Raw genomic sequence first — 21,215 nt, forward strand, 5'->3', positions numbered from 1 at the left:
CACCCCTGCGGTGCGTCAGCGCGTGGTCTTGCGGCGGACCGCCGCGAATGTGACCACGGAACCGAGGGCGAGTACGGCGGCACCACCGACGGCGACGTACGGGGTGCTGGCGTCACCGCCCGTCGTGGCGAGCTCCTCACCGCTCCCATTGGTCCGGGGCGCGTCGGCGTCCGCCGACCGCGCGGCGTCCCCGGTCGCCTTGGTCCGCGGGACGCCCGGTGCGGATCCCCCGGGCGCGGTGTGGTCGTCGCCGCCGTGCCCCCCGTGGTCGACGGTGGACTTGCCCGCCCCGTCGGCTATCTGCTCCTGCGAGGGCGCGGAGGCCGTCGGCGCCGGGGCGGAACCGCCGCTGTCCTTCCCGAAGACCACGTCCGAGCAGGTGTAGAACGCCTCGGGGGAGTCGGACCGCTGCCAGATGGAGTAGATCAGGTGCCTGCCCGACCTGCCGGGCACGGTGCCGTCGAAGACGTACTCCCCGTTCACCAGCTTCGGGTCGGTGACCTTCGCGAACGGCTCGTCCTCGAGGTCGGACCACTTCAGCGGCTTCGACGGGTCGTACCCGTTCTTCGTGACGTACAGCTCGAACGAGCCCTTGTGCGGGGCGGTCGCCTTGTAGCGGAAGGTGTGCTGGCCCGCCGTCAGCTTCGACGCCGGCCAGTCCGCACGAGGCAGGTCAAGCCCCTTGTACTTGTCCCGACCCGCGCTGCAGAGCTTGCCGTTCGGGATGAGCTGTTCGTGCTTGCCGGCCGCGTCGGCGATGTTGACCTCGTTCCAGTCGTACAACGGCTGGGTGCCGCCGGCCGCCACGACCGCCTTGCACGCCGCGGACTTCGGACTCTCCGGCCCCTCGGCGTAACAGGCGGACACCCGGCTCACCGGATCCGTCAACGACCCGTGCGCGGCGGCAGGCGGGGCGGCGAGCGCAGTCAGCGCGAGCGGCCCGAAGCCGAGTACGGCGACGGCGGCGGCCTTGCGGCGAGCGGTCATGAGGACGATCTCCTTCACACGGTGGTACACGGGGGTGGGGGATCCGGAGAGCGGGGCCCGTTCCGGTGGCGCAACCCCCGGATCACCCACCGCACCGACGTCCGGACCGGCGCCGGCGATCAGCAAGCTAGCCCTTCCGGACGATGAAACGGCCTGCTCGGGGTGGGTGGAGGCGATCCTTATGGTCCCTTTAAGGGACGGGTAAGGGCGGGCTCAGGAACGCCGCGGAGCGTGTGCGCCCGGCCACGGGTCTCGTGCGGCACCGTCCGTGGGCGTCTGCGGTTCAGGGCCCCGACCCGCCTGGCGGGTCTCCCGTACGCGAGCACGCCCTTCCGCCGGCGCCGCCCTCCCGCTCGTGGGCGGACCGGTGTCGCGCTCCCACAGGCCCTGCGCTCGGGTAGCTACGGCGAAGTGACAAGTAGCTCTCTGTGACCATCGCCGAGCTGGGGGGCTCCACCCTTGAGCCGGTGGGGACCAGAGATCACCGGGCGCCCGCCTCGGTCTGGGCGGGGATGGCGGCGTGTCCAGCCTCGCGCAGCTCCTGCAGGTCGGGGATGTGGTTGTAGAGGGTGCCGGGGCTCACCCCGAGGAGCTTGGCGATCGAGGTGATGGACTGCTCGGGATTGTGCAGCAGCGTGCGGGCGGCCTGGATGATCTCGGCGGTGGCGACGACGGGCCGGCCGCCGACGTTGCCCCGGGCCCTCGCAGCGGCCAGGCCCTCGCGGGTGCCGGAGACGATCAGCTCGCGGATGAACTCGGCCAGGGCGGCGAAGACGTGGAAGATGAGCCGACCGCCGGCGGTGGTGGTGTCCAGGCGCTCGTGCAGCGAGGTGAAGCCGATTCCGCGGGCGCGCAGTTCGCCGACCATGTTCACCAGGTCCTTGAGGGAGCGGCCGTAGCGGTCGAGCGCGGGGACCACCAGGGTGTCGCCGGGCCGCAGGAAGGCGTGGCAGGCCTTCAACTCCGGGCGCAGGTCGTCTTTGCCGGACTTCTTGTCGGCAAAGATGCGCCGGCACCCGGCTTCGGTGAGGGCGTCGAGCTGGCGGTCGAGCTTCTGTCCGCCGGTGGACACCCGTGCGTAGCCGATGCGGATCTCGGTCCGCACGGCCGGTTCGGCGACCAGGAGTTCGAACTGTGCGTCCTCAAATGGCGTGCTCACGCCCGGAATCCTGTCAGAAAACGGTGGCCGGGGGTTGTTGAACGGCTCGGGTTTCTGAAGGAGTTTTTGAAAGGCCCTGGGGGCCTTTTCGATCTTGGATCCGCGATCTTCAACAAACAAAGGTTATTTGAAGATCGTGGGTTGTCTTCGGGCCTCGGTGCCGAAATCGAGTAGGTCATCCATCCGGGCAGCGAACTGTGGTCGATCAACGCGTTTGACGCATCAGGTTGGCGCACCCGTGTGGGCAAGGCCTGATCCCACCGTGTTGGCGCGGCCTGGCCATGCGGACCGACAAACTCGCCCTCGCCTACCAGGCCGTCACTACACCTCGCCGCCATCCCCATCTGGACACGACGATGACCATGGAGAGAGGCAGAACCTAGTTCTCGGGCGGCTTCGGGAGGGCTTCGCGCAGGCGGTCGAGGAGTGCCCGGGCCGCGGGGCTTGAGGGGCCGGTGGCCTGCCAGGCGAGCGCGATGCGGGCACGCATCTCAGGCCGGACGATCCGCAGGGTTCGGAGCTGTCCGTCGAGGGGTGATTCGTCCTCTCCAGCGGGCAGCACGGCAATGCCCAGGCCCCGCGCGGCGAGCCGTGCGAGCACGTGCGGGGCTGCCGCCTCGAAGGTAACCCGGGGCCGGAATCCCGCCTGCGCACAGCCGCGTTCGAGCGCCGCGCGCACCCCGGTGCCCCGCGGCAGGCAGATCAGCGGCCTATCGCGGAGATCGACAAGCGGGACGCTCGTGCCATCAATGCGGTCGAGAAACGGAACGCCGGGCGCAACAGCGGCAACCAGCGGGACGTCGATCACCGTCTGGAAGGCCACTCCGGGCGGTGGCACCTCTTCTACCAGCCCGAGGACGGCGATATCGAGCTCGCCGGCCAGAAGCGAGGCCTGCATCCGCTCGGTGGTGTCCTCGGTGAGTGCCAACTCGACTGAGGGGTGGGCGTCGTGGAAGTCCGCGAGTAAAGCGGCGATGTCGAAGGCGTGGCCGGTGGCGCCGGAGACCAGCCCGAGCGTGACCCGGCCGCGCAGCAGCCCTGTGTACGCATCCACCGTCTGCTGCACCGCCTCCGCAGCGGCCAGTGCGGCGCGGGCATGCGGCAGGACCGCCCGGCCCACCTCGGTCAACGTCACCGACCGGCCAGAGCGGTCGAGTAGCGGCTGCCCCAGCTCCTTCTCCAGCTGGCGGATCTGGGCGCTCAGGCCGGGCTGGGCCAGGTGCAGCCGGGCTGCGGCGCGGGTGAAACCGCCTTCCTCGACCACGGAGGCGAAGTAGCGCAGCTGACGAAGTTCCATAACCAATGATTCTAGGTGCCAGCAGAGCCATCTATTTGATATATACACCGGTCGGCGGCACGCTTGATCGCATGGAGAACGCGACAGCCCGCAACGGGAAGAAGGCCGAGGTCAGGGCCGCTATCGCGGCGGAACGCCAAGAACTGGCCGACCTGCTCGACACGCTGCGAGCCGACCAGTGGAACGAGCAGAGCCTCTGCGCGGGATGGCGGGTTCGCGAGGTCGCGGCGCATATGTCGATGGGGTTCCGGCTCTCTTTGCCCGTGACGCTCGGCGAGTTGGTCAAGGCGCGCGGGAACCTTCACCGCATGACCGACCGGGTCGCGCGCAGGGATGCGGCCGCCCATTCCACCACCGCACTCGCCGCCTTCCTGCGGGACAACGCCGACCACCCCTGGACACCACCGGTCGGCGGGTTCGCGGCGGCGCTCGGCCACGACGTGGTGCACGGGCTGGACATCACCGTCACTCTCGGCCTCGACCGGCGCGTCCCCGAGGACCGGCTGCGCATCCTGCTCGACGAGATCCGGCCCAGCAGCCTGAAGTTCTTCGGCGCCGACCTCGACGGAGTGCAGCTATGCGCCGAGGACCTCGACTGGTCGTACGGCTCCGGCTCGCCGGTGTACGGCCCCGCCCAGGACCTCCTGCTGCTGGCCTATGGTCGCAGACTTCCAGACGACCGGCTCCGAGGAGAGCCGAGCAACCGTTTCACCCGACCCGCCAAGGAAGCATGAACCATGCGCACCCGGATCCTCCTGGGCATGTCCCTGCTGTCCACTGGTCTGCTCGCCGGAGCCTTCGGCTACGGCGCCGCCAACCTCGTCCCGACCTTCAACGCCGTGCCGATCGACATGAGACTCCACTTCCACACCGAGCTGATGAAGATGAACGGGATCACCATGCAGGGGGCGATGGCGGTCTCGGCTCTCAGCACCCTCGCCCTGGCCGCCCTGACACGCGACCGGGCCCGGGCCCTCGCAACAACGGCAGGGCTCCTGACCGTCACGTCCTTCCTGATCACCCGGTTCGGGAATGTCCCGATCAACGGACGCATCAAACAGTGGGCCGCCACCACGCCGCCAGCCGACCATGCAGAGATCCTGCGCCGCTGGGAACTGTTCAACGACGCCCGTACCTGCACTGCCATAGCTGCGTTCGCCATCCTGATCTATGCCGCCCTGCGGCAGGCAAGCGAGCGACCGAGCATCACTGAACCCGCGATGGTCGTCTCGACGGCTGGTACGTCGACGGCTGGCCCGCCCGTATAAGGGTGCGATCCGTCCCCGATCACATCGATCACCGACCACGGATCAGCTCGCCGGGGTCGGCTGCGGTTCGGCGGTCCGCTGCCCCGGCACGGTGGCCGCCGATGCCGGGCCGAGGTCGAGGCGGGAGGTCATGTCGAGCTCGAACCGGCCGTACGGGTTCACGTGCGTCCAGAACAGCGGCGACAGGCCCCTGCGGTCGGCGTCGGTGAGCCGGTCGGCCCACTTGGGGTCGGCCAGGACCTGCTGCACGAGCAGGGTGTTGACGTGGACTAGGGCGGACTGGAGCAGGTGCAGGGCCAGCATGCTGACCTCCTGGCTCTCCTTGTCCTTGCCGGTCAGGTCGCCGTCCTTGCCGTAGAACAGGTCCTGGTTGGCCGAGTTCCAGTTCTCGACCACCTGCAGGCCCTCGTTGATCTCCTGCCGCATGTCCGCGTCGGCCAGGTAGTCGCAGATTCTGTGGAATCTGTTTTGTCAAGTGATGCCCGGGTAGGTCGCGCTGCTGCCGCCCGATCAGTGGTGCTCGGAGAGGCTGTCTACCAGCGGGAACGACAGTTCTTCCGTTGCGGGCCATGGCGGAGTCTCAGGGCCCTGACGCCATGTGAGATGCACCTGGACGAAACGTGCAGGGTCGTCCTCGACGCTGAACAAGACTTCGTCGCAGCGACTGCAACGAGCGAAAGCGATGACGGGCTTTCCGAACAGCGGATGCCCTTCGCTGACCTCCAGGCGGAGCTGGGCTTCGAGGATCTCTCTGGCCCGTGCGTCAGGCAGCAGCACCCACGGCTCCGGCAGCGGACGAGGCTCCCAATCGAACAGGTAGTCAATGCTGGGATCCAGCCCGCTATCCGTCCACGGCTGTGAGGACCCAGCATCTCGCGTGGCGAGTCGGCGGCAGGCCGGGCATCGCCGAAGCTCGCGGGTGGGTCCTCGGCGTCGGCGTGGATGCTGAGCAGGTGAAGACTGCGACAGAGCGCGGCCGGCCAACCTTTCACCACAGGTCGGACAGGTGTCCATGGCCTCAGCGGGTTCCATCGGGCTCCTCTCGCGACTTGCCGGTAGTGACGTTGATGATCGGTAGAAGTGTCGCAGTCGCCGGGATGCCGATCTCACGTGGTGTGGCGCCGGTTGGGGTGGGGACGTCGACGAGCCGTTCCAGCAGCTGGTCGAGGGCGACCTGGCCGTCATCTACTGCGGCGCGCTCGTCGTCGGTGAGCGGGATGCTGGCCAGCATCCGTTGAAGGTTGTCCTTGGCCTCCAGCAGCTGACCCTTTGACGACGCCTTCGGCGTGTAGAAGTCGCACCGGGCGCAGGCCATCCGGTGCTGACACTGCTCGAAGAACGTGTAGGTGCAGTAGCCGTGGCCCATGTCGTAGTACTGCCACGGCTCACCCGACGCGGCCGCTCCGGAGGTAACCGCGTCCCGGTCGACCAGGACCTCGATTGTCCGGACGTTGCGCTCGAAGTACCCGGCATCGTTGTAGGCCTTGGCCAGCGTGTTCGGTGTGATCTTGGCGTAATGCTGAGTAGCCTCCGGGCTCCGGTGACCGAGCCAGGCTTGCAGCTCGAACAGCGTCATCGGCTCCTTGGCGTTGTAGAGCTGGCTGGCGATCGTGGAGCGGGCCCGGTGGCTGGTGATGTTGCCCCGGACATCGGCGGTCGGGACGCCGGCCTTGCGGCAGAGCGAGGGGATGACCGCGGTGTTGATGTAGGTGTTGGCGAGGCGTTTGGCCCGGTGTGCGAACAGGAAGTCCACCTGCTCGCTGGTCTTGCGGTCGAACATCTTCGGCTGCTGCGGCCGGAGCTCCTGCCATGCCTCGATCGCCTTGCCCAGCAGGGGATCGATGGGCTTGGTGAAGGAGGTGCCGGTCTTGTGGGTGGGGACGTCCAGCAGGCAGACGGCGTCACGCGCCAGCACCTCGTCGGAATCGCCGGGGATGGGGAAGCCGTTGTGCTGCCAGCGGATGCAGCCCGTGCGGAGGCGGGATATCTCGTCGCTGCGCAGGCCGCCGAACAGCCAGGTCAGGGTGACGGCCCGGATGAGTTCGATCGGGTAGCACAGTCCGTAGGTGTTGGTCGGGAAGTCCTCGGGATCGACGTTGAGCCCGGCCCACAGCAGCTTCGCCCATATGTCGTCGGCGATCACCCGGGGGTTGGGGCCGATCAGCGCCGCGACGCTCCTGGGCGTGGCCAGCGCGCGAACGGGGTCGAAGCGGCGGGGAATCCACTCCCACTCCTGGCAGTCCCTGAAGAACGTCCTGGTCGCGGTGAGGTAGCCGGCCTTCGTGCGAGGGGACAGCGGTTTGCCGCCGCGCTTGTCGAGTCCCGCCCGGCGCTGCACGTGCTCGCCGACGGTCATCCGGTCCAGCGCCGCGACCCAGGCCGCGCAGGTCTCGCGGGTCCACTGGGCGGGTTCGACGATCTCGGGGTGCTCGGCGGCCAGCCACCGGCCTGCTTTGGCCACGATGGACCGGAACCCGCCTCTGACCTTCGGTGTGAGCGTCGAGGTGTCGTGCCAGCGCTCCACCATCGCGGCCCAGGGCTCGGGAACGCCTTCGAGATCGGGCATCACGGCGTGGATGGGCTTGGGCGGTGGGCCGGCGTGTCCGAGGGCGGCGATCGCCCGGTGGACACCGTGGAGGTTTCCGCGCCGGGCCCCGGACGGGAGCGCAGGGCTCTCGCGGGCCCGTTGCAAAGCGTCGGTGGTCATGTCCTGCAGGAGCGGGCTGCGGTTGATCAGCATGATCTGGACCAGCACGGTGCGGAACTGGCCGAAGGCGCCGTTCGAGGGGTGGTAACCCCAGCCCTGGAGGGTGGCAGCCACCTGCGCGATCGTCTCCTCGACCGGCTCCTGGCCGAAGACGCGCCAGGCAAGCGAGCGGCGGATGAACCCGCCGATTCGGTGGAAGTCAGTGAAGTCGCCGAGCAGGTAGGCGAACGCGGCCACGTAGGGCCGGACCGAGCCGTCGATCCACTCGGCCAGGCGGCCTCGAACTCCTTGTGGCCAGGGGCGATGAGGCGGACCCAGTCGTCTGCCGACCACGCCCAGAACGACGTGCCGTCTTCCAGGCAGCGCCGCAGGACGAGGCCGATGGCGTCAGTCACGGCCCGGCGATGGGCGGGCGTGTCCGGGCACCACCGAAGCGCGGCTCGTGCATCGTCGAGCGGGCGGAGCAGACGGGAGATCGCCCGCCACTCGACCCGGTCCCGGGCATAGCCGCGGCGTCGGCGGACTTCCCAGCCCAGGCTGGTCAGTGCTGCACGCTCGCGTTCGGTGAGTTCGGGTCGACGGTCGTATCGGGCCAGGTCAATGGGCCAAGGCCAGGAAGGGGCCGTGGCCGTCTCGGAAGCGGCCGTCGATATCGCCGCGGTCACAGGGCGACCGTCCCGGTCGCCTGCTCGCCGAGGCGGGCCAGCATCTGCACCCGCCAGCCGTGGATCTGTTCCATGCCACGGCTGAGCTTGTCGGCCAGGTCCCGGCCCGACAGGTGGATGTAGGTGAGTGTGGAGTCGGTGTGCCGGTGGCCGGCGAAGGTGGCGATGGCGTGTAGTTCCCAGCCCATCCGGGCCAGGTCGGTCAAGCACAGGTGTCGCGTGGTGTGCGTGGAGAACCGCGGGACATCGGCGGCCAGCGCGATCCGGCGGACCACCTTCGACCAGGTCCACAGGCTCAGCGGCTGGGCGTGGTTCCGCCGGGATTCCGACAGGAACAGCGGTCCGCGGGCCCGGCTGATCGTCGCCCGGTGTGCGAGGTAGCCCGACAGCAGGACGCCGGTCGGCGCGGAGTACGGGACGACGCGCTCCAGCCGGTTCTTGGTCGTCTCAGCCCGCACCCGCAGCGTTCGGTGAGCCGGGTCGAGGTCGTCGGTACGCAGCGAGCACAGCTCCTCGCGGCGCAGTGCGGCGTCGTAGGCGAGAGCGAGCATCACGCAGTTGCGGACCGGCTCCTCGGCGGCGACCGCGAGGACGTCCATCCACTGCTGTTCGGTGGGTATCCACGGCAGCTTCGTGAGCCTCGGAACGAGGCCGTGCTCGTGCCCGCCGCGTTGGCGGCCGGGCGTGTAGCGGCCCCGGCCGACCGGGTTGGAGTCGCGCTGCCCGTCCTCCATGAGGAAGTCGTAGAACAGCCGGACCGGCACCAGGCGCTGCTGAATCGTGGCATTGGCCAGGCCCGAGCCCGAGTCGATCGAGACCACATTCGCGCCCCGGCGACTCGGCCGCGATGTCAACTCCCGTACATAGACGGCGATGTGTGCCCGGTTCGCGGTCAGTGGGTCGACATTCTCCCGCTCGCACATCTCCAGGTACTCGGCCAGCCCCCGAGCGTAGGCGTCGATCGTCCGGGGAGCCCGACCCAGGTCGTTCCACACCTGCAACCACCCGGCCGCCTGCTCGTGCCTGCCGAGCACCGGCCACTTCTCGTCCAGCACCACCGTGCCCAACACATCTCCTCAGTCCGTGGTCGTACCGCACGGAGATGATCTCCGCTGCGGTCAGATTCCACGTAACTGATATGAACGCCGTGCGCACCACCCGGCCCAGCTCCTCGATCGCCTGGTAGGTCGGGTGCTTGGGGCCGCCCTTGGTAAAGCGCCGCAGCACCTGCTCGGCCTCGGCGGTGCCCAGGCGCAGGGCGGTGGTGTACTTCACGATCTGGTCGTACTGCTGGGCGATCAGCTCCCAGTCGATCGTCTTGGTGGACAGCACCGGGGCGAGGTGGGGCCAGTTCGCGTCCTCACCGGCTGCCGGCCGGTACAGCCGCGACCTGCCGATGTTCTTCAGCCGTGGCATCAGCTTGAAGTCGAGCATGTGCGCGAACGCGAACCCGACGATGGACGCGCCGTGGGTGTCGGTGTACTGCCGGTCGACCTCCATGTCGGTGCAGTGCCGCAGCACGCCCTCGATCATCGAGGCGACCTCGGAGGCCGAGCAGGACTTCAGCTGGGAGTAGATGCACACCGACTTCCGCTCGACGTGCCAGTAGATCATCACGCCGGGTCCGCGGTACCGCTGGTGCCACTCCGTCATCAGGTTCGAGGACCAGGAGCCGAACTTGCGGCTGTCGGAGGCGCACGCCGTCCCGGTGCCCCACCACATCTCGTCGCGGGCGGCGAAGGTGGCGTTCACCAGCTTCACCACCGCGGCGCGCATGTTGGCCCGGTTCACGAACAGGTGCCGCACCCGCCGCAGCGTCGCCTCGCTCTCGCCGTGCTTACCGGTCACCGCGACCCGCTTGATCCCCATGTTGGTGCCCAGCCCGAACAGCACCAGCAGCAGCCGGCGCCGCAGCACCTCCTTGGACGTGGTCTCGCGGGTGGCCACCGAAGTGAACTCGCTGGTGAAGTCGGTTTCGAACTCCGCGTACTTCAGCATGTCCAGGAGGTCGATCGTCCCCCAGCGCCTCTCGATCTCACCCTTGACGGCCACCAGGTTCTCCGGCTCCTCCTGCTTGGCCAGGGGAGACACCTTGATCCACGGGTTTCCGTGCTTCGTGGTGATCGACACCCCTCCGGTGGTGTCTGTCGCCAAAGCCTGCTCGAAGCGGTCCAGCGCCTCGCGGTGTTTCTTCTTCAGGGCCTCGATGAACTTCGCCGGGTCCTGCGGCTGGCTGATCGCGTCGTAGTGGACGTCGCGGTTGTCATCGAAGTCCTGCGGCAGGTCGAGGTCCGGGTTGCGCCACCGGTTCGCGCCCTCCACCCAGATCTCCCGCCGGCGCAGGGCATCGCGCAGCGCGACCAGCACGCACAGCTCGTACGGGATGCGCTCGACCCGGCCCTTGTCGTCCACCACCGCCGCCCGCCAGTGGTCGGGCACCACGTCCTCCAGCGGGATCGTCTCCGCCGGGTCGAAGAACGCGCCCTCCTTCAGCGGCTGTTCCAGGTACCGCTCCAGCAGGTCGATCGCGTCCATCACCGGCCGGTAGTGGTCGTTGTTGCACTTCAGCGTGAGCGCCCGCAGCAGCGGCGAGAGCATCCGCCGCCAGTGCCCCGAGTACGAGGACCGCAGCACGGTCCGCACCCGGGCCTGGTACTTGCGTTCGTTTGCAGCCGCCTCGGCCGCCAGCGCCTTCAGCGTGCGCTTCCCGCCCACCACGGGGTAGATCACCCGGCGAACCATCCCGGACGGCTCGGCCAGCGCGGCCTCCGCGACCCGCAGCATCATCGCGTCCTTGCCGCGGACCTTCTTCAGCTCGCTGGTGAACTCCTTGTCCACCCTCTTCTCCGCCCGGGTGTTGATCCGCAGCACCAGCTGGGTGAACAGGTCCACCAGCGAGTCGGTGATCTCGGACTCCCGCACGTGGCACAGCGCGGACAGCAGCGTCCAGCGCATCTCCTGCTTCATCCTGGGAGGCAGCAGGTCTGCCGGATACTCCTTCGAGGCCCGAGCCCGCCAGGAGTCCACCAGCTTCTCCGACACGTCCGCGAACAGGTCCGCCGACAGCCCCAGCCTCCGCACCCGCCCCAGCTTGTCGATCTCCGCGAGCAGGCTCTCCAGGCCCGGCGCCCCGGGGTCGGCCTTCAACTCGGCGAAGAACACCCGCCCGCCGCCCACCGCCGCCTGATCGCCGTTCGCCCCGTCCTCCTGCTCGGTGCCGGTCACCAGGTCGTCCAGCCGCGAGCGGGTGATGTGCGACAGCCTGCCCACGGTCCGGCGGCAGAACTGCGTCTCGAAGTCCTTGACTGCCTTGCCCACCAGCCGCCGCACTTGCCCCGGGGTCGGCGGCTCGATGCGGTCGTTGCGGCACCGGGCCACCACCGCCTCGGCCAGGCGCTCGCGGGACAGCTCCACCGGGCACAGCTCCGCCGTCAGCCACTCGGCCAGCTTCGCCTGGTCATCCTCGGAGTTCTCCCGGAACCGGAAGCCCTCCCGAATCTCCATCCGGTGCCGCTTGATCGTCCGGCTGACCCAGTCGTAGGCCGCCCACTCCTCGGCCGACACCTTCACCTGCTGAGCCACATACGCGACCGCCGCCTGCGGAACCTCCTCCGGGGTCTCCGGGAACCGGACCTCCACCTCGAAGAACTTCAGCAGCAGCGCGAAGCCCAGCCGGTTCGCCCCGGACTTGTTCCGCAGCCTCGTCATGTCGTCTTCGAGCAGCGTCCAGACCTCGATCAGGTCCTCCGGCTCCCACTCCTGCCGCACGCCAAGCCCCTCTCCCACCACAGAGCGCTGTTACATCGGTCAGGGTGGTGCGGACACGCCAGGGCGAGGACGAAAACACCCGAACCTATGACAACAGACCGTCTGATCGGCTACAGAGAGCTACTTGTCACTTCGCCGTAGCTATGCGAGCACAGGGCCCCACAGAGCACCTCCTCGCGCCGGTCCGTGCAGCGGACAGGGCAGTCACCGGAGCAGGCGGGCGGGGGCCGTGACCGTGCGCATCGCGTACTCCAGCGGTCCGCGCCGGAAGAACCTGGTCCAGGCGAGAGCGAGGAACACGGCCGCCGCGCAGAAGCCGAAGAAGACCGGGAGCCCGGCGGAAGCAGGCAGGTCGTCGGTATCGAAGGCGCTGATGGCGAGGATGTGGGCCACGTACGCGGTCAGGGACATCGAGCCGACCGCGATGACGGGCGCGGCGATCCACCGCAGCCGTGCCGACCGCTCCGTGGCGACCAGACAGACGGCCAGCACCACCAGGGCGACGCCGGTGTTGCCCAGGACGGACCAGGTCGTCTGACTGTGCGGTGCGGCCACGAGCAACCAGGAGGGCGTCGGGGAGGACGGATCGCCGACCGCGTCGGACCACCAGGCGGACGCGGCCTGCCCACCGTCCGTGGCCGCGCTCACGGCGGACTGCGCTCCCGGGACCAGGTGCAGTGCCAGCCACGAGCCCCCGTAGCCGAGCACCGCCAGCGCGCCGCCGCACAGGGCGACCCCGACGGGTGCGCAGGGGCGGGTCAGGTCGACCTTCGCCACGGCCATCCCGGCGATGATGAACGGCAACCAGGTCAGCACGGGGTAGGCGCCGGTCACGAAGAGTTCGAGCACCCCGTCCGAGCCGGTGACCCGGGCCAGCGGGTCGACGGCGATGGCGGTGTCCGCCCAGCTCCCGCCGTCGACCGCAGTCCGCAAGAGGTACAGAACCTGGGGGAGGACGAGTGCCGCGGCCGCTGCGACGGCGGCCAGCGCGGACGCTCTCAACCGGTACAGCGGCAGGGCCAACACGAAGATCATCCCGTAGGCGGCCAGGATCACGTCCACCGAGGTGTCCAGCGCCGCCAGGACGTACCCCAGTCCTATGAGGACGGCAGCGCGGATGAGCACCCGCCCGACGGCCTGCCGTCCCGCCCGCCCCGTCCGCGGCTCGGGTCTTCCGGTGAGCAGCACCAGGGTGAACCCGGCGAGGAGGGCGAACAGTGCGGAGGACCGGCCTCGCGCCACCTCCATCAGCCAGCCCAGCGGTCCGCCCACCGAAGGATCGGGGCCGAGGTGGGCGGCGAACATGCCGAGGATCGCGACCCCCCTGGCCAGATCGAGGCCGATCAGTCGTCCCGGCACCGCCGTGAGGGACAGCGCGCAGCGGCGTGACCCGGCCGTGGGCACCGCCCCGGTCGGCGCCGCCGCCGCTGTGTCGTGCGCCATATCTCCCAGGGTCGGGGAAACTTGTCGATACAACCATCCGGCAGGTGTCCGGGCCCGTACCCCGCCGACCGGCTGGCGCGGACCCGCCGCCCGGCCGGACCCGGTGTCGGGCACCCGCCGGGCGCCGCACGGCGTGGTACGAATCGGACAGTGGTCCGATGGCGAGTGGAGCACGCGTGATCCGGGTACTGGTGGTCGACGACGAAGCCCTGATCCGCATGGGCTTCCAGCACATCCTCGACGCGGCGGACGACATCGAGGTCGTCGCCGCTGTCCCCGGCGGCCAGGCGCTCCCGACGGCACAGGAGATGCGTCCCGACGTCGTGCTGCTGGACATCCGGATGCCGGACGTGGACGGGCTCACCGTCCTGGCCGGTCTCCGCCGCCTGCCGGAACCGCCGGTCGTGGCCATGCTCACGACCTTCGACATGGACGAGTACGTGACGACCGCCCTGCGGCAGGGCGCCGCGGGATTCCTACTCAAGGACACCGATCCGGAAGCGCTCCCGTACCTGGTGCGGTCCCTGGCGGGCGGCGGCACCGTCCTTTCGTCGGAGGTCACCCGAACGGTCGTGGCCGGCTATCTGGGAGCGGACTCCCACGAGCCGGCCGCCAACAGCATCGCCCGGCTGACGGACCGGGAACGAGCCGTCCTCGTGCTGATCGCCGAAGGGCTGTCCAACGCCGACATCGCCACCCGGATGCACCTGGGTACGGGGACGGTCAAGGACCACGTGAGCGCCATCCTGACCAAGTTGGAGGTGGGCGGCCGGGTGCAGGCCGCCCTGCTCGCCGAACGGGCGGGACTCCTCAAACCGCCGCGGCACGAGGAGGAGTGATGGTCCCGCGCCGACTGCCCGCGCTCCTGTTGGACGCCGCCCTCGTCGGAGCCGCGCTGCTCGACGGCTGGTTCCACGTCGGCACCGAAGAGCCGTTTCGCCTGGTCTTCGCCCTGGTCGCCGCGGTCGCGCTGGTACTGCGCCGGCGTCTGCCGCTGCTCACGTTCCTGTTGACCTTGCCCGCGGTCGTGCTCTCGGACGCGATCTTCGCCGCGTTGGCCGCGCTGTACACGCTCTCGTCGGTCACTCGCCGCCGCATCCTGCTGGTGGTGTGCGCCGCGGCGTTCACGATCAGTGACCAGACGTTGTGGCCGTCGCTGCACTTCGCCGTGTCGGAGCCCACGTTCTTCGTGTCGTTGGGCTACAGCGCAGCCACGGCGGCCGCCGCCGTCTTCCTCGGCCAGCTGGTGCAGACCCGGCGCGACCTGTCCCTGCGGCTCGCCGAGATCTCGGAGGCACGGGACCACGAGCGGCTGTTGACCGCCCAGACCGTACTGGCCAAGGAACGCGCACAGCTCGCCCGGGAGATGCACGACGTGGTGTCCCACCAGGTCAGCCTGATCGCGGTGCGGGCCGGTGCCCTCCAGGTCGGTACGCGGGACGCCGACACCAAGGAGGCCGCGGCCACGATCCGGCGGCTGAGCGTCCAGACCCTGGACGAGCTACGGCACATGGTCAGCGTTCTGCGTGCCTCCGGCGGCCGCCTCACGGAGCTGACCCCGCAGCCTTCCCTCGCCGACCTCCAGAAGCTGGTCGACAACAGCGGCATCGAGGCGAGACTGCAGACGGACCTGCCCGCCGGGCTTCCGCCGACCGTCCAGCGCGCGATCTACCGCACCGTCCAGGAAGCGCTGACCAATGTGCGCAAGCACGCCCCCGGGGCCAGCGCGACGGTGCGGATCCACAACTCCGGTGGCGCCGTCCGCGTCACGGTCACCAACACGGCACCGACCCGACCGTCCCTCAGCCTGCCCAGCACGCATTACGGACTGGTCGGACTGCGTCAGCGGGCGGAACTCCTCGGTGGCACGGTCAGCTCGGGACCGACGGGCGAGGGCGGCTACGAACTCCGCCTGGAGCTCCCGGCCAGCGGCGCCTGACGGTCGGGCCCGCAGACCGACGAGTTTCCCTTCGAACACGAAGTGGGCACGGGGGAGTCGTCCCGTGGGCGCCGAGAGCCGCGCCGGCGCACACGGCTCCCGCGGTGCGGACCCTCTCCGTGCCCCGTCCCGGCGGGCCTCCGCGAGGTGCGCCGTGCGGTGGGGGAGGCCCCGCGTCTACAGTCGGCGGGGCGGCGGCCGGCCGTGTCCGGTCACGCCCCACGACGCCAGTCGCCGACCTGGAGTTCATACATGAGTGACCAACCGGACAAGCCGTTTCTGTACGTCGTCGTCTGCGCGGCCGGGATCGCCGGAAACGTCGGCAAGCTCATCACCGCGGCGCACGGGCGGAACTGGGACGTCGGGGTCGTCGCCACCCCCCAGGGACTCGGGTTCATCGACCGGACCGCCGTCGAGGCGCAGACCGGGTACCCGATCCGCTCCGCGTGGCGCCTGCCGGGCGAGCCGCGCCCGCTGCCGCCCGCGGACGCCGTCGCCGTCGCCCCGGCCACCTTCAACACGATCAACAAATGGGCATCGGGCATCTCGGACACCCTCGCGCTCGGCATCCTCTGCGAGGCGTACGGCACCGGGATCCCCACGGCCGTGCTCCCCTGCCTGAGCGTGGCGCAGGCCGCGCACCCCGCGTACGCGCAGAGCCTGGACCGGCTGCGGGCGATGGGTGTCCTCGTCGGGGACTGCGCGCCGTACAGCCCCGACTCGTACGCCGAGATGGACGGTTTCCGCTGGGAGCAGGCACTGGACCTGATCGAGCAGCGGGACCTCGGGACGGCAGCGGTGCCGTCCGACCAACTGCCCCCGTAGGGTGCGGTGATGACCGACGGCACCGGGTCCGCGCCTGCGGCGGACGGCCCCCCGCAACGCCCCCGTCCCGCGACGGCCCACGACGAACCCGCGGTGAAGGCCGTGACCGACGCGGCCTTCCGCCACTACGTCGAACGGATCGGACTCGTGCCGGCCCCCATGCGGGCGGACCACGAGGCGAACGTCGCAGCCGGACGGGTGTTCGTCGCGGGCGATCCCGTGGTGGGCGTGCTGGTGCTCGTCCCCGCAGCCGACCACCTCTACCTGGACTCGATCGCGGTGCACCCCGACGCCCAGGGAACCGGGCTGGGCCGTCGGCTGCTGGCGTTCGTGGAGTGCTACGCGCGGGAACTCGGGCTGCCGGAAGTCCGGCTCCTGACGAACGCGATGATGTGGGAGAACCAGAAGATGTACGCCCGGTACGGCTACGACGTCGTCGAGCGGCGCATGGACGGCCCGTACGACCGCATCCACTACCGCAAACGGTTGTCCTGACGGCCTGCCGGGCCGCACCCCCGCCCGGGACGGGTTGTCAGTGGTGCGTGTCACGATCGGGTCATGACGACGCCCGATCGCGACGCCCCCTGCGCCACCTCCTCCGATCCGGGACGGCGGGACCCCGCGCCCACCCGGTACGGCGAGGTGGTGGACGTCCACCTCGTCCTGCGCCGGGAAGACGAGGTCCTGTTGGCCCGGAGGGCGGGCACCGGCTACGCGGACGGTCTGTGGCACGGGCCCTCCGGACACCTCGAGCGCGGCGAGGACGTGCGCACGGCCATGGTGCGCGAGGCCCACGAGGAGATCGGCGTGGCCCTGACGCCGGACGACCTGCGCGTCGCGCTCGTGATGCAGCACCGGGGGCCGGACGGGGAGACCAGGACCGGTTGGTTCTTCGAGGCGGCCTACGGGACGGGTGGCGAGCCCCGCAACTGCGAGCCGCACAAGTGCTCCGAGCTCGGCTGGTACCCGCTCGCGGCACTGCCGGACGACATGGTCGCCTACTGTCGTGCCGGCTTCGAGGCATACCGCTCGGGCGTGCGTTTCGTCGTCCACTGGCACGAGGAGGGTGATCCCGTGGGGCATGATCCGCGCCTGCCCGACCGGGCGGTTCACCTGCCCGTCGCCGAGCGCCCGTGAGTCGCGTCGCCCGGTGCAGGGCCGCGTGCTCCTCAGTCGATCAAGGACGTCAAGCGACCTTCCCGGGCGAGGAGTTCGAGGGAGTCCAGGGCGCGTACGGCCGATCGGGCCGCTTGTGCATCGGTCTCCGCGAGACCGCTCTCGGCGAACTCGTCCTCGTCCAGGCGAAGGATCCGCGCACCGTCCGCGGACACCCACAGGTCCAGATCGAGGTCCTCGACCACGAGCCGGCCCCCGTCGCACACGGCCGGGCGCGTGACGTCGCAGTACCAGCCCTTCAACGTGCCGTCGCCCGAACGTACTTCCTTCACGGAGCACCAGGGCACGGGCGGTGTGTCCGGACGGCCCGGAGGGGTGTTCCGCCAGTAGTGCTCCGTGAACACGTCGCCCGGTTCGAAGCGGACGAAGCCGAAGTCCCGCACGCCTTCACTGGCCCACGGCGCCCGGACGGTGATCCGGGTACCGTCGTCCGCGAGGAGCTCGGCCGCGTAACGGATCTTCGTACGGCCGGCCTTGACCAGCACCACCTCGACGGTTGTCTCAGCCGAGCGCGCGGACATGCCGGACCTCCGTCGCGCAGATCTCGTAGCCGAATTGGCGGTCGATCGCCAACATGGCTCCGTTGCCGGTGTCGTTGCCCGTCACTGCCCGGGTGAACCCGGCGGCACGGGCGCGGTGCAGGGAGTCGTTCTTGGCGAGCTTGGCCAGGCCACGGCCGCGGAAGGCCCGGGCGGTGCCCGTCATGCCCGTGCCGTAGCGGGTCGAACCGTCCGTACGGGCGGCGCTGAACGCCACGGGCCGGTCGTCCACCACGGCAACCGAGGCCAGGTCGCAGCTGAACAGCGGGTGATTCCAGGTCTCGGCGAGCCAGCGGTCGTAGTCCGTGAGCTCCGCTTCGACGTCGCCTGGTCCGTCCGCGGTCGCCTCCGCGTCGAGCGCGAACAGCGGCCGCGGGTCATCGGAGAAGGCGCTGCCGGGGACGATCTCCACCCCGGCGGGCGGCCGTTGGAGCGGCGGCAGCATACCGCCCGAAAGATCGAGGCGCAGGAAGTGCGCCGAGCGGCTCGGCCGGTAGCCGTACCGCTCGGCGAAGGCACGGTGGGCCGGTTCGTCCTGTACCCAGGTGTACACGCGAGCCGCCCCGATCTCCGCGAGGTACTCCTCGGCAGTGCGCAGAGCCGGCGATCCCGCACCCCGCCCGCGGCGCTCGGGGTGGACGTAGACGTGGGCGTCGCCGACGCCCGGCGTCGGACTGTCGTGGGCCACGCCCAGCTGAGCCGTGCCGATGACGTCACCGTCCTCCTCGGCGACCACCGTCCGGGCCCGTGCGTCCGGGTGCGCACGGGCCGTCTCGGAGAGCACGGACGCGGCGTTGGCGGGCAGGAACGGGAGGGCCGCGCGCTGCACCCGGGCGGACGCCTCGGCGTCCGCCGCCCGGAAGTCGCGGACGATCACGGTCATGGAGCGCCACGCTACGGGCACACCACGGGTGCCGCCTCCCATCTTCCGCCGGGTGGCCCGGTCTTCCCGGACCGCATGCCCGCGGCGGCGAAGTGGGGGACAATCAGGCCGTGGCCCTGAAAATCATCATCGATGCGGACTCTTCCTCCGCGCCCTACGAGCAGCTCCGCTCCCAGATCTCGGCACAAGCCCGTTCGGGCGGACTCCCCGTCGGCTACAAACTGCCGACCGTGCGGGGACTCGCGGAGGACCTCGGTCTCGCAGCGAACACCGTCGCCAAGGCCTACCGCGCCCTGGAGAGCGACGGGGTGATCGAGACGCGGGGGCGCAACGGCACGTTCGTCGCAGCCGCCGGTGACGCGGCGGAGCGCCAGGCCGCGGCGGCCGCGCAGGCCTACGCCGAACAGGCGCGTCGGCTCGGGCTGTCGCGGGCGGACGCCGGGTCCACGGTGGAGGACGCCCTGCGGGCGGCGTACGAGGCGTGACGCACGGGTCGTGCCAGGGCGAACGGGGGAGTGGAGCCCGTCCGGTTCCGACGGCTGCCCCTCGGGCCGCCGCCGGAACCTTGTGGGAACCAGCTCCGGGCGCGCGGCGAGCGGGGCGGAGGAGCGACGTGCGGGACTACAGGTACAGCCCGGCGTCCGGCCCGGCGTGCTGGGCGGGCACGTTCGCGGGAGTCGTTCCGCGCTGGAGCGCGTAGAGCTCCGCCAGGGTCGCGCCGTCGCGCCCGACCCCGTCCTCGGTGCCCAGCCAGGACACCGCCTCCGGGCGGGTCAGCGGGCCCACCTCGATGCGGGCCAGACAGCGCCCCGGCCGTACCACCGCCGGATGGAGCCGCTCCAGGTCTTCGTTGGTGGTGACGCCCACGAGCACGTTCCTGCCCTGGCCCAGCAGACCGTCCGTCAGGTTCAGCAGTCTGGACAGCGCTTGGCCGGCGGTGTGCCGGGCTTCGCCGCGGATCAGTTCGTCGCAGTCCTCCAGCAGCAGGAGCCGCCAGCGGCTCTTCGCCGTTCCCTCGTCCTCGCCGATCGCGATGTCCATCAGATAACCCACGTCGTTGAACAGCCGCTCCGGGTCGAGGACGCAGTCGACCTGGCACCAGTCCCGCCAGGAGCGGGCGAGCGTCCGCAAGGCCGTCGTCTTGCCCGTGCCCGGCGGGCCGTGAAGCAGGAGCAGCCGCCCCGCGATGTCGTCGGGGGTCACCTTCATCAGCCGGTCCATGGCGTCGGCCACGGGAGCCGTGTAGTTGCGCCGGACCTCGGTCCAGGCGCCCGCGCTGATCTGGCGTGTGGTGCGGTGGGGGCCGCGGCGCGGCGAGACGTACCAGAAGCCCATCGTCACGTTGTCCGGCTGTGGCTCGGGCTCGTCCTGGACGCCTTCCGTCACCTGCCGGTGGACCCCCTCGGCGAGTTCCGAGCTGACGGCGGTCACCGTGACGTCGGCGCCGCGGTTCCAGCGGGAGACGAGCAGCGTCCAGCCCTCGCCCTCGGCGAGGGTGGCGCTGCGGTCGTCGTCGCGTGCGATCCGCAGGACCCGGGCGCCCGGCGGCAGCAACGTGGCCCCGGCTTTCACGCGGTCGATCGTGGAACTGTGGGAGTACGGCTGCTCGCCCGTCGCGAAGCGGCCGAGGAACAGTGCGTCGACGACATCAGACGGTGAATCGCTGTCGTCGACGTTGAGCCTGATCGGCAGAGCGTCTTCAGGGGTGGCAGTCATGGCGCCATGATCCGTCACCGCCGCATTCCGCGCACGGTGTTTTGACGTGTGGCGCCGCATCCCCGATGCACCCTCACATACGGAGCAAACGGGCCGCCCTCCGGGTCTTGCGTACCACTGCGTACCCCTTCGTCAGCGCCCTGTCGCCCGCGAAGGTGCGCGCCACGGCTCGGCCTTCGACGAGCCGTTCGAACTCCTCGATGCCGGTGGTGCGGCGTACGGTGACCCGTTCGAGCGCATACGGTCCCTGGTGTCTGCGGGCCAGGGAATTGCCCACCGCGAGCGACTGCGCGAAGCCCGCGGCGCGCACCATCTGCCGCACCCGCCGGGTGGAGTAGCCGTACGGGTAGGCGAAGGAGACCGGGGCCTCGCCCAGTTCCCCCGCGATGATTTCTCGGCAGCGGAGGGTCTCGAACCGCAGCCGCCGGTCGTCCACCTGATCGAGCTGGGGGTGCGTGTGGGTATGGCCCCCGACCTCCGTTCCCGCGGCGGCGAGGGCGCGCACCTGGTCCCAGTCGAGCATGGTGTCGAGCGCGCCGCCCTCCTCGTGCGCGCCGCGCAGCCATCCCGTCGACACGAAGAGGGTCGCGACGAAGCCGTGTTCGACGAGGACGGGTAGGGCGTGTCGGTGCACGCCCTCGTAACCGTCGTCGAAGGTGATCAACACCGGCCGCGGCGGCAGCGGCTCGCCCCGTCGCCACGCCCGTCCGAGGCGCGCCGTGGTGACCGGGGTGAAGCCCCGGTCACCGAGGAGCTCCATCTGCTCGGCGAACGCCTCGGGCGACACCGACAGTCGGTGGGTTGCGGTCGCGGGCCGGTGTCCCACGGCGTGGTACATCAGGA

General features: G+C 70.2%; 20 protein-coding genes and 1 pseudogene. 8 read left to right on the forward strand and 13 right to left on the reverse strand.

Features of this window, described 5'->3' with window-relative positions:
- Positions 1–15 precede the first annotated feature (15 nt).
- The 3 genes from ACFXOM_RS11030 to ACFXOM_RS11040 form a co-directional block, all read right to left on the reverse strand.
- Positions 16–987, reverse strand: a complete 972-nt coding sequence (locus ACFXOM_RS11030) for a lytic polysaccharide monooxygenase (RefSeq protein WP_384943910.1) — start codon at positions 985–987, stop codon at positions 16–18.
- A 481-nt stretch (positions 988–1,468) separates the two neighbouring features.
- On the reverse strand, positions 1,469–2,146 hold the full coding sequence (locus ACFXOM_RS11035; RefSeq protein WP_384940384.1) for a recombinase family protein: 678 nt from the start codon (positions 2,144–2,146) through the stop codon (positions 1,469–1,471).
- A 379-nt stretch (positions 2,147–2,525) separates the two neighbouring features.
- The gene (locus tag ACFXOM_RS11040; protein ID WP_384940382.1) at positions 2,526–3,443 is read right to left on the reverse strand and encodes a LysR family transcriptional regulator; all 918 of its coding nucleotides are present in this window, start codon (positions 3,441–3,443) and stop codon (positions 2,526–2,528) included.
- 71 nt (positions 3,444–3,514) lie between these two features.
- Between ACFXOM_RS11040 and ACFXOM_RS11045 the strand changes: the two genes are divergently transcribed.
- Together ACFXOM_RS11045 and ACFXOM_RS11050 are read left to right on the forward strand one after the other, a co-directional pair.
- Positions 3,515–4,177: a maleylpyruvate isomerase family mycothiol-dependent enzyme gene (locus ACFXOM_RS11045; protein WP_384940380.1), complete on the forward strand. Its 663-nt coding sequence runs from the start codon at positions 3,515–3,517 to the stop codon at positions 4,175–4,177.
- A 3-nt stretch (positions 4,178–4,180) separates the two neighbouring features.
- Positions 4,181–4,711 carry an anthrone oxygenase family protein gene (locus ACFXOM_RS11050; RefSeq protein ID WP_384940378.1) on the forward strand — a complete coding sequence of 177 codons (531 nt, stop codon included), beginning with the start codon at positions 4,181–4,183 and terminating at the stop codon, positions 4,709–4,711.
- 42 nt (positions 4,712–4,753) lie between these two features.
- Here the strand turns inward: ACFXOM_RS11050 and ACFXOM_RS11055 are convergent, their stop codons facing one another.
- The 6 genes from ACFXOM_RS11055 to ACFXOM_RS11080 form a co-directional block, all read right to left on the reverse strand.
- The gene (locus ACFXOM_RS11055) at positions 4,754–5,137 is read right to left on the reverse strand and encodes a Tn3 family transposase (protein WP_384940376.1); all 384 of its coding nucleotides are present in this window, start codon (positions 5,135–5,137) and stop codon (positions 4,754–4,756) included.
- Positions 5,138–5,221: 84 nt separating this feature from the next.
- Entirely contained in the window at positions 5,222–5,488 is a 267-nt protein-coding gene (locus ACFXOM_RS11060) for a hypothetical protein (protein WP_385037711.1), read from the reverse strand.
- A gap of 241 nt (positions 5,489–5,729) precedes the next feature.
- Positions 5,730–7,751: a tyrosine-type recombinase/integrase gene (locus tag ACFXOM_RS11065; protein ID WP_385037714.1), complete on the reverse strand. Its 2,022-nt coding sequence runs from the start codon at positions 7,749–7,751 to the stop codon at positions 5,730–5,732.
- A gap of 328 nt (positions 7,752–8,079) precedes the next feature.
- Positions 8,080–8,634 (reverse strand): tyrosine-type recombinase/integrase, encoded by a 555-nt coding sequence (locus ACFXOM_RS11070; RefSeq protein ID WP_384940499.1) that lies wholly within the window; start codon positions 8,632–8,634, stop codon positions 8,080–8,082.
- Positions 8,531–11,851, reverse strand: a complete 3,321-nt coding sequence (locus ACFXOM_RS11075) for a Tn3 family transposase (protein WP_384940371.1) — start codon at positions 11,849–11,851, stop codon at positions 8,531–8,533. The genes ACFXOM_RS11070 and ACFXOM_RS11075 overlap by 104 nt, the downstream gene beginning before the upstream one ends.
- 204 nt (positions 11,852–12,055) lie before the next feature.
- Positions 12,056–13,294, reverse strand: a complete 1,239-nt coding sequence (locus tag ACFXOM_RS11080; RefSeq protein WP_384940370.1) for a DUF418 domain-containing protein — start codon at positions 13,292–13,294, stop codon at positions 12,056–12,058.
- A gap of 176 nt (positions 13,295–13,470) precedes the next feature.
- Here ACFXOM_RS11080 and ACFXOM_RS11085 point away from each other — a divergent pair, with 176 nt between their 5' ends.
- The 5 genes and pseudogenes from ACFXOM_RS11085 to ACFXOM_RS11105 form a co-directional block, all read left to right on the forward strand.
- Positions 13,471–14,133 carry a response regulator gene (locus tag ACFXOM_RS11085; protein WP_384940497.1) on the forward strand — a complete coding sequence of 221 codons (663 nt, stop codon included), beginning with the start codon at positions 13,471–13,473 and terminating at the stop codon, positions 14,131–14,133.
- Complete coding sequence (locus tag ACFXOM_RS11090; RefSeq protein ID WP_384940368.1) at positions 14,133–15,233, forward strand: sensor histidine kinase; 1,101 nt, start codon at positions 14,133–14,135, stop codon at positions 15,231–15,233. Before ACFXOM_RS11085 ends, ACFXOM_RS11090 begins: the two co-directional genes overlap by 1 nt.
- 252 nt (positions 15,234–15,485) lie before the next feature.
- Positions 15,486–16,058 (forward strand): flavoprotein, encoded by a 573-nt coding sequence (locus ACFXOM_RS11095; RefSeq protein ID WP_384943908.1) that lies wholly within the window; start codon positions 15,486–15,488, stop codon positions 16,056–16,058.
- 9 nt (positions 16,059–16,067) lie between these two features.
- Entirely contained in the window at positions 16,068–16,553 is a 486-nt protein-coding gene (locus ACFXOM_RS11100) for a GNAT family N-acetyltransferase (protein WP_384943906.1), read from the forward strand.
- A 123-nt stretch (positions 16,554–16,676) separates the two neighbouring features.
- Positions 16,677–17,195, forward strand: a pseudogene (locus ACFXOM_RS11105) (NUDIX domain-containing protein); the annotation flags it as partial.
- A 32-nt stretch (positions 17,196–17,227) separates the two neighbouring features.
- Here ACFXOM_RS11105 and ACFXOM_RS11110 read toward each other — a convergent pair.
- A complete protein-coding gene (locus tag ACFXOM_RS11110; protein WP_384943904.1) occupies positions 17,228–17,755 on the reverse strand; it encodes a DUF402 domain-containing protein in 528 nt (175 codons plus the stop codon).
- Entirely contained in the window at positions 17,736–18,656 is a 921-nt protein-coding gene (locus ACFXOM_RS11115; protein WP_385037716.1) for a GNAT family N-acetyltransferase, read from the reverse strand. The genes ACFXOM_RS11110 and ACFXOM_RS11115 overlap by 20 nt, the downstream gene beginning before the upstream one ends.
- Positions 18,657–18,766: 110 nt before the next feature.
- On the opposite strand from ACFXOM_RS11115, the gene ACFXOM_RS11120 reads away from it, so the two are divergent.
- Positions 18,767–19,141, forward strand: coding sequence for a GntR family transcriptional regulator (locus ACFXOM_RS11120; RefSeq protein ID WP_384943140.1), 375 nt, complete (start codon positions 18,767–18,769; stop codon positions 19,139–19,141).
- Positions 19,142–19,277: 136 nt separating this feature from the next.
- Here ACFXOM_RS11120 and ACFXOM_RS11125 read toward each other — a convergent pair whose 3' ends face one another.
- Positions 19,278–20,372 carry a DUF5925 domain-containing protein gene (locus ACFXOM_RS11125; protein ID WP_384943138.1) on the reverse strand — a complete coding sequence of 365 codons (1,095 nt, stop codon included), beginning with the start codon at positions 20,370–20,372 and terminating at the stop codon, positions 19,278–19,280.
- A 73-nt stretch (positions 20,373–20,445) separates the two neighbouring features.
- Entirely contained in the window at positions 20,446–21,210 is a 765-nt protein-coding gene (locus ACFXOM_RS11130) for a polysaccharide deacetylase family protein (RefSeq protein WP_384943148.1), read from the reverse strand.
- Positions 21,211–21,215 lie beyond the last annotated feature (5 nt).

The sequence above is a fragment of the Streptomyces sp. NPDC059169 genome (assembly GCF_042755225.1).
In the GTDB taxonomy this organism is placed as follows: Bacteria; Actinomycetota; Actinomycetes; order Streptomycetales; family Streptomycetaceae; genus Streptomyces.

Coding starts and splice junctions, on each gene's coding strand:
- ACFXOM_RS11030 (WP_384943910.1), bottom strand. CDS start 987: ATGACCGCTCGCCGCAAGGCCGCCGCCGTCGCCGTACTCGGCTTCGGG.
- ACFXOM_RS11040 (WP_384940382.1), bottom strand. CDS start 3,443: ATGGAACTTCGTCAGCTGCGCTACTTCGCCTCCGTGGTCGAGGAAGGC.
- ACFXOM_RS11045 (WP_384940380.1), top strand. CDS start 3,515: ATGGAGAACGCGACAGCCCGCAACGGGAAGAAGGCCGAGGTCAGGGCC.
- ACFXOM_RS11050 (WP_384940378.1), top strand. CDS start 4,181: ATGCGCACCCGGATCCTCCTGGGCATGTCCCTGCTGTCCACTGGTCTG.
- ACFXOM_RS11055 (WP_384940376.1), bottom strand. CDS start 5,137: ATGCGGCAGGAGATCAACGAGGGCCTGCAGGTGGTCGAGAACTGGAAC.
- ACFXOM_RS11070 (WP_384940499.1), bottom strand. CDS start 8,634: ATGCTCGCTCTCGCCTACGACGCCGCACTGCGCCGCGAGGAGCTGTGC.
- ACFXOM_RS11080 (WP_384940370.1), bottom strand. CDS start 13,294: ATGGCGCACGACACAGCGGCGGCGGCGCCGACCGGGGCGGTGCCCACG.
- ACFXOM_RS11090 (WP_384940368.1), top strand. CDS start 14,133: ATGGTCCCGCGCCGACTGCCCGCGCTCCTGTTGGACGCCGCCCTCGTC.
- ACFXOM_RS11095 (WP_384943908.1), top strand. CDS start 15,486: ATGAGTGACCAACCGGACAAGCCGTTTCTGTACGTCGTCGTCTGCGCG.
- ACFXOM_RS11100 (WP_384943906.1), top strand. CDS start 16,068: ATGACCGACGGCACCGGGTCCGCGCCTGCGGCGGACGGCCCCCCGCAA.
- ACFXOM_RS11110 (WP_384943904.1), bottom strand. CDS start 17,755: ATGTCCGCGCGCTCGGCTGAGACAACCGTCGAGGTGGTGCTGGTCAAG.
- ACFXOM_RS11115 (WP_385037716.1), bottom strand. CDS start 18,656: ATGACCGTGATCGTCCGCGACTTCCGGGCGGCGGACGCCGAGGCGTCC.
- ACFXOM_RS11125 (WP_384943138.1), bottom strand. CDS start 20,372: ATGACTGCCACCCCTGAAGACGCTCTGCCGATCAGGCTCAACGTCGAC.
- ACFXOM_RS11130 (WP_384943148.1), bottom strand. CDS start 21,210: ATGTACCACGCCGTGGGACACCGGCCCGCGACCGCAACCCACCGACTG.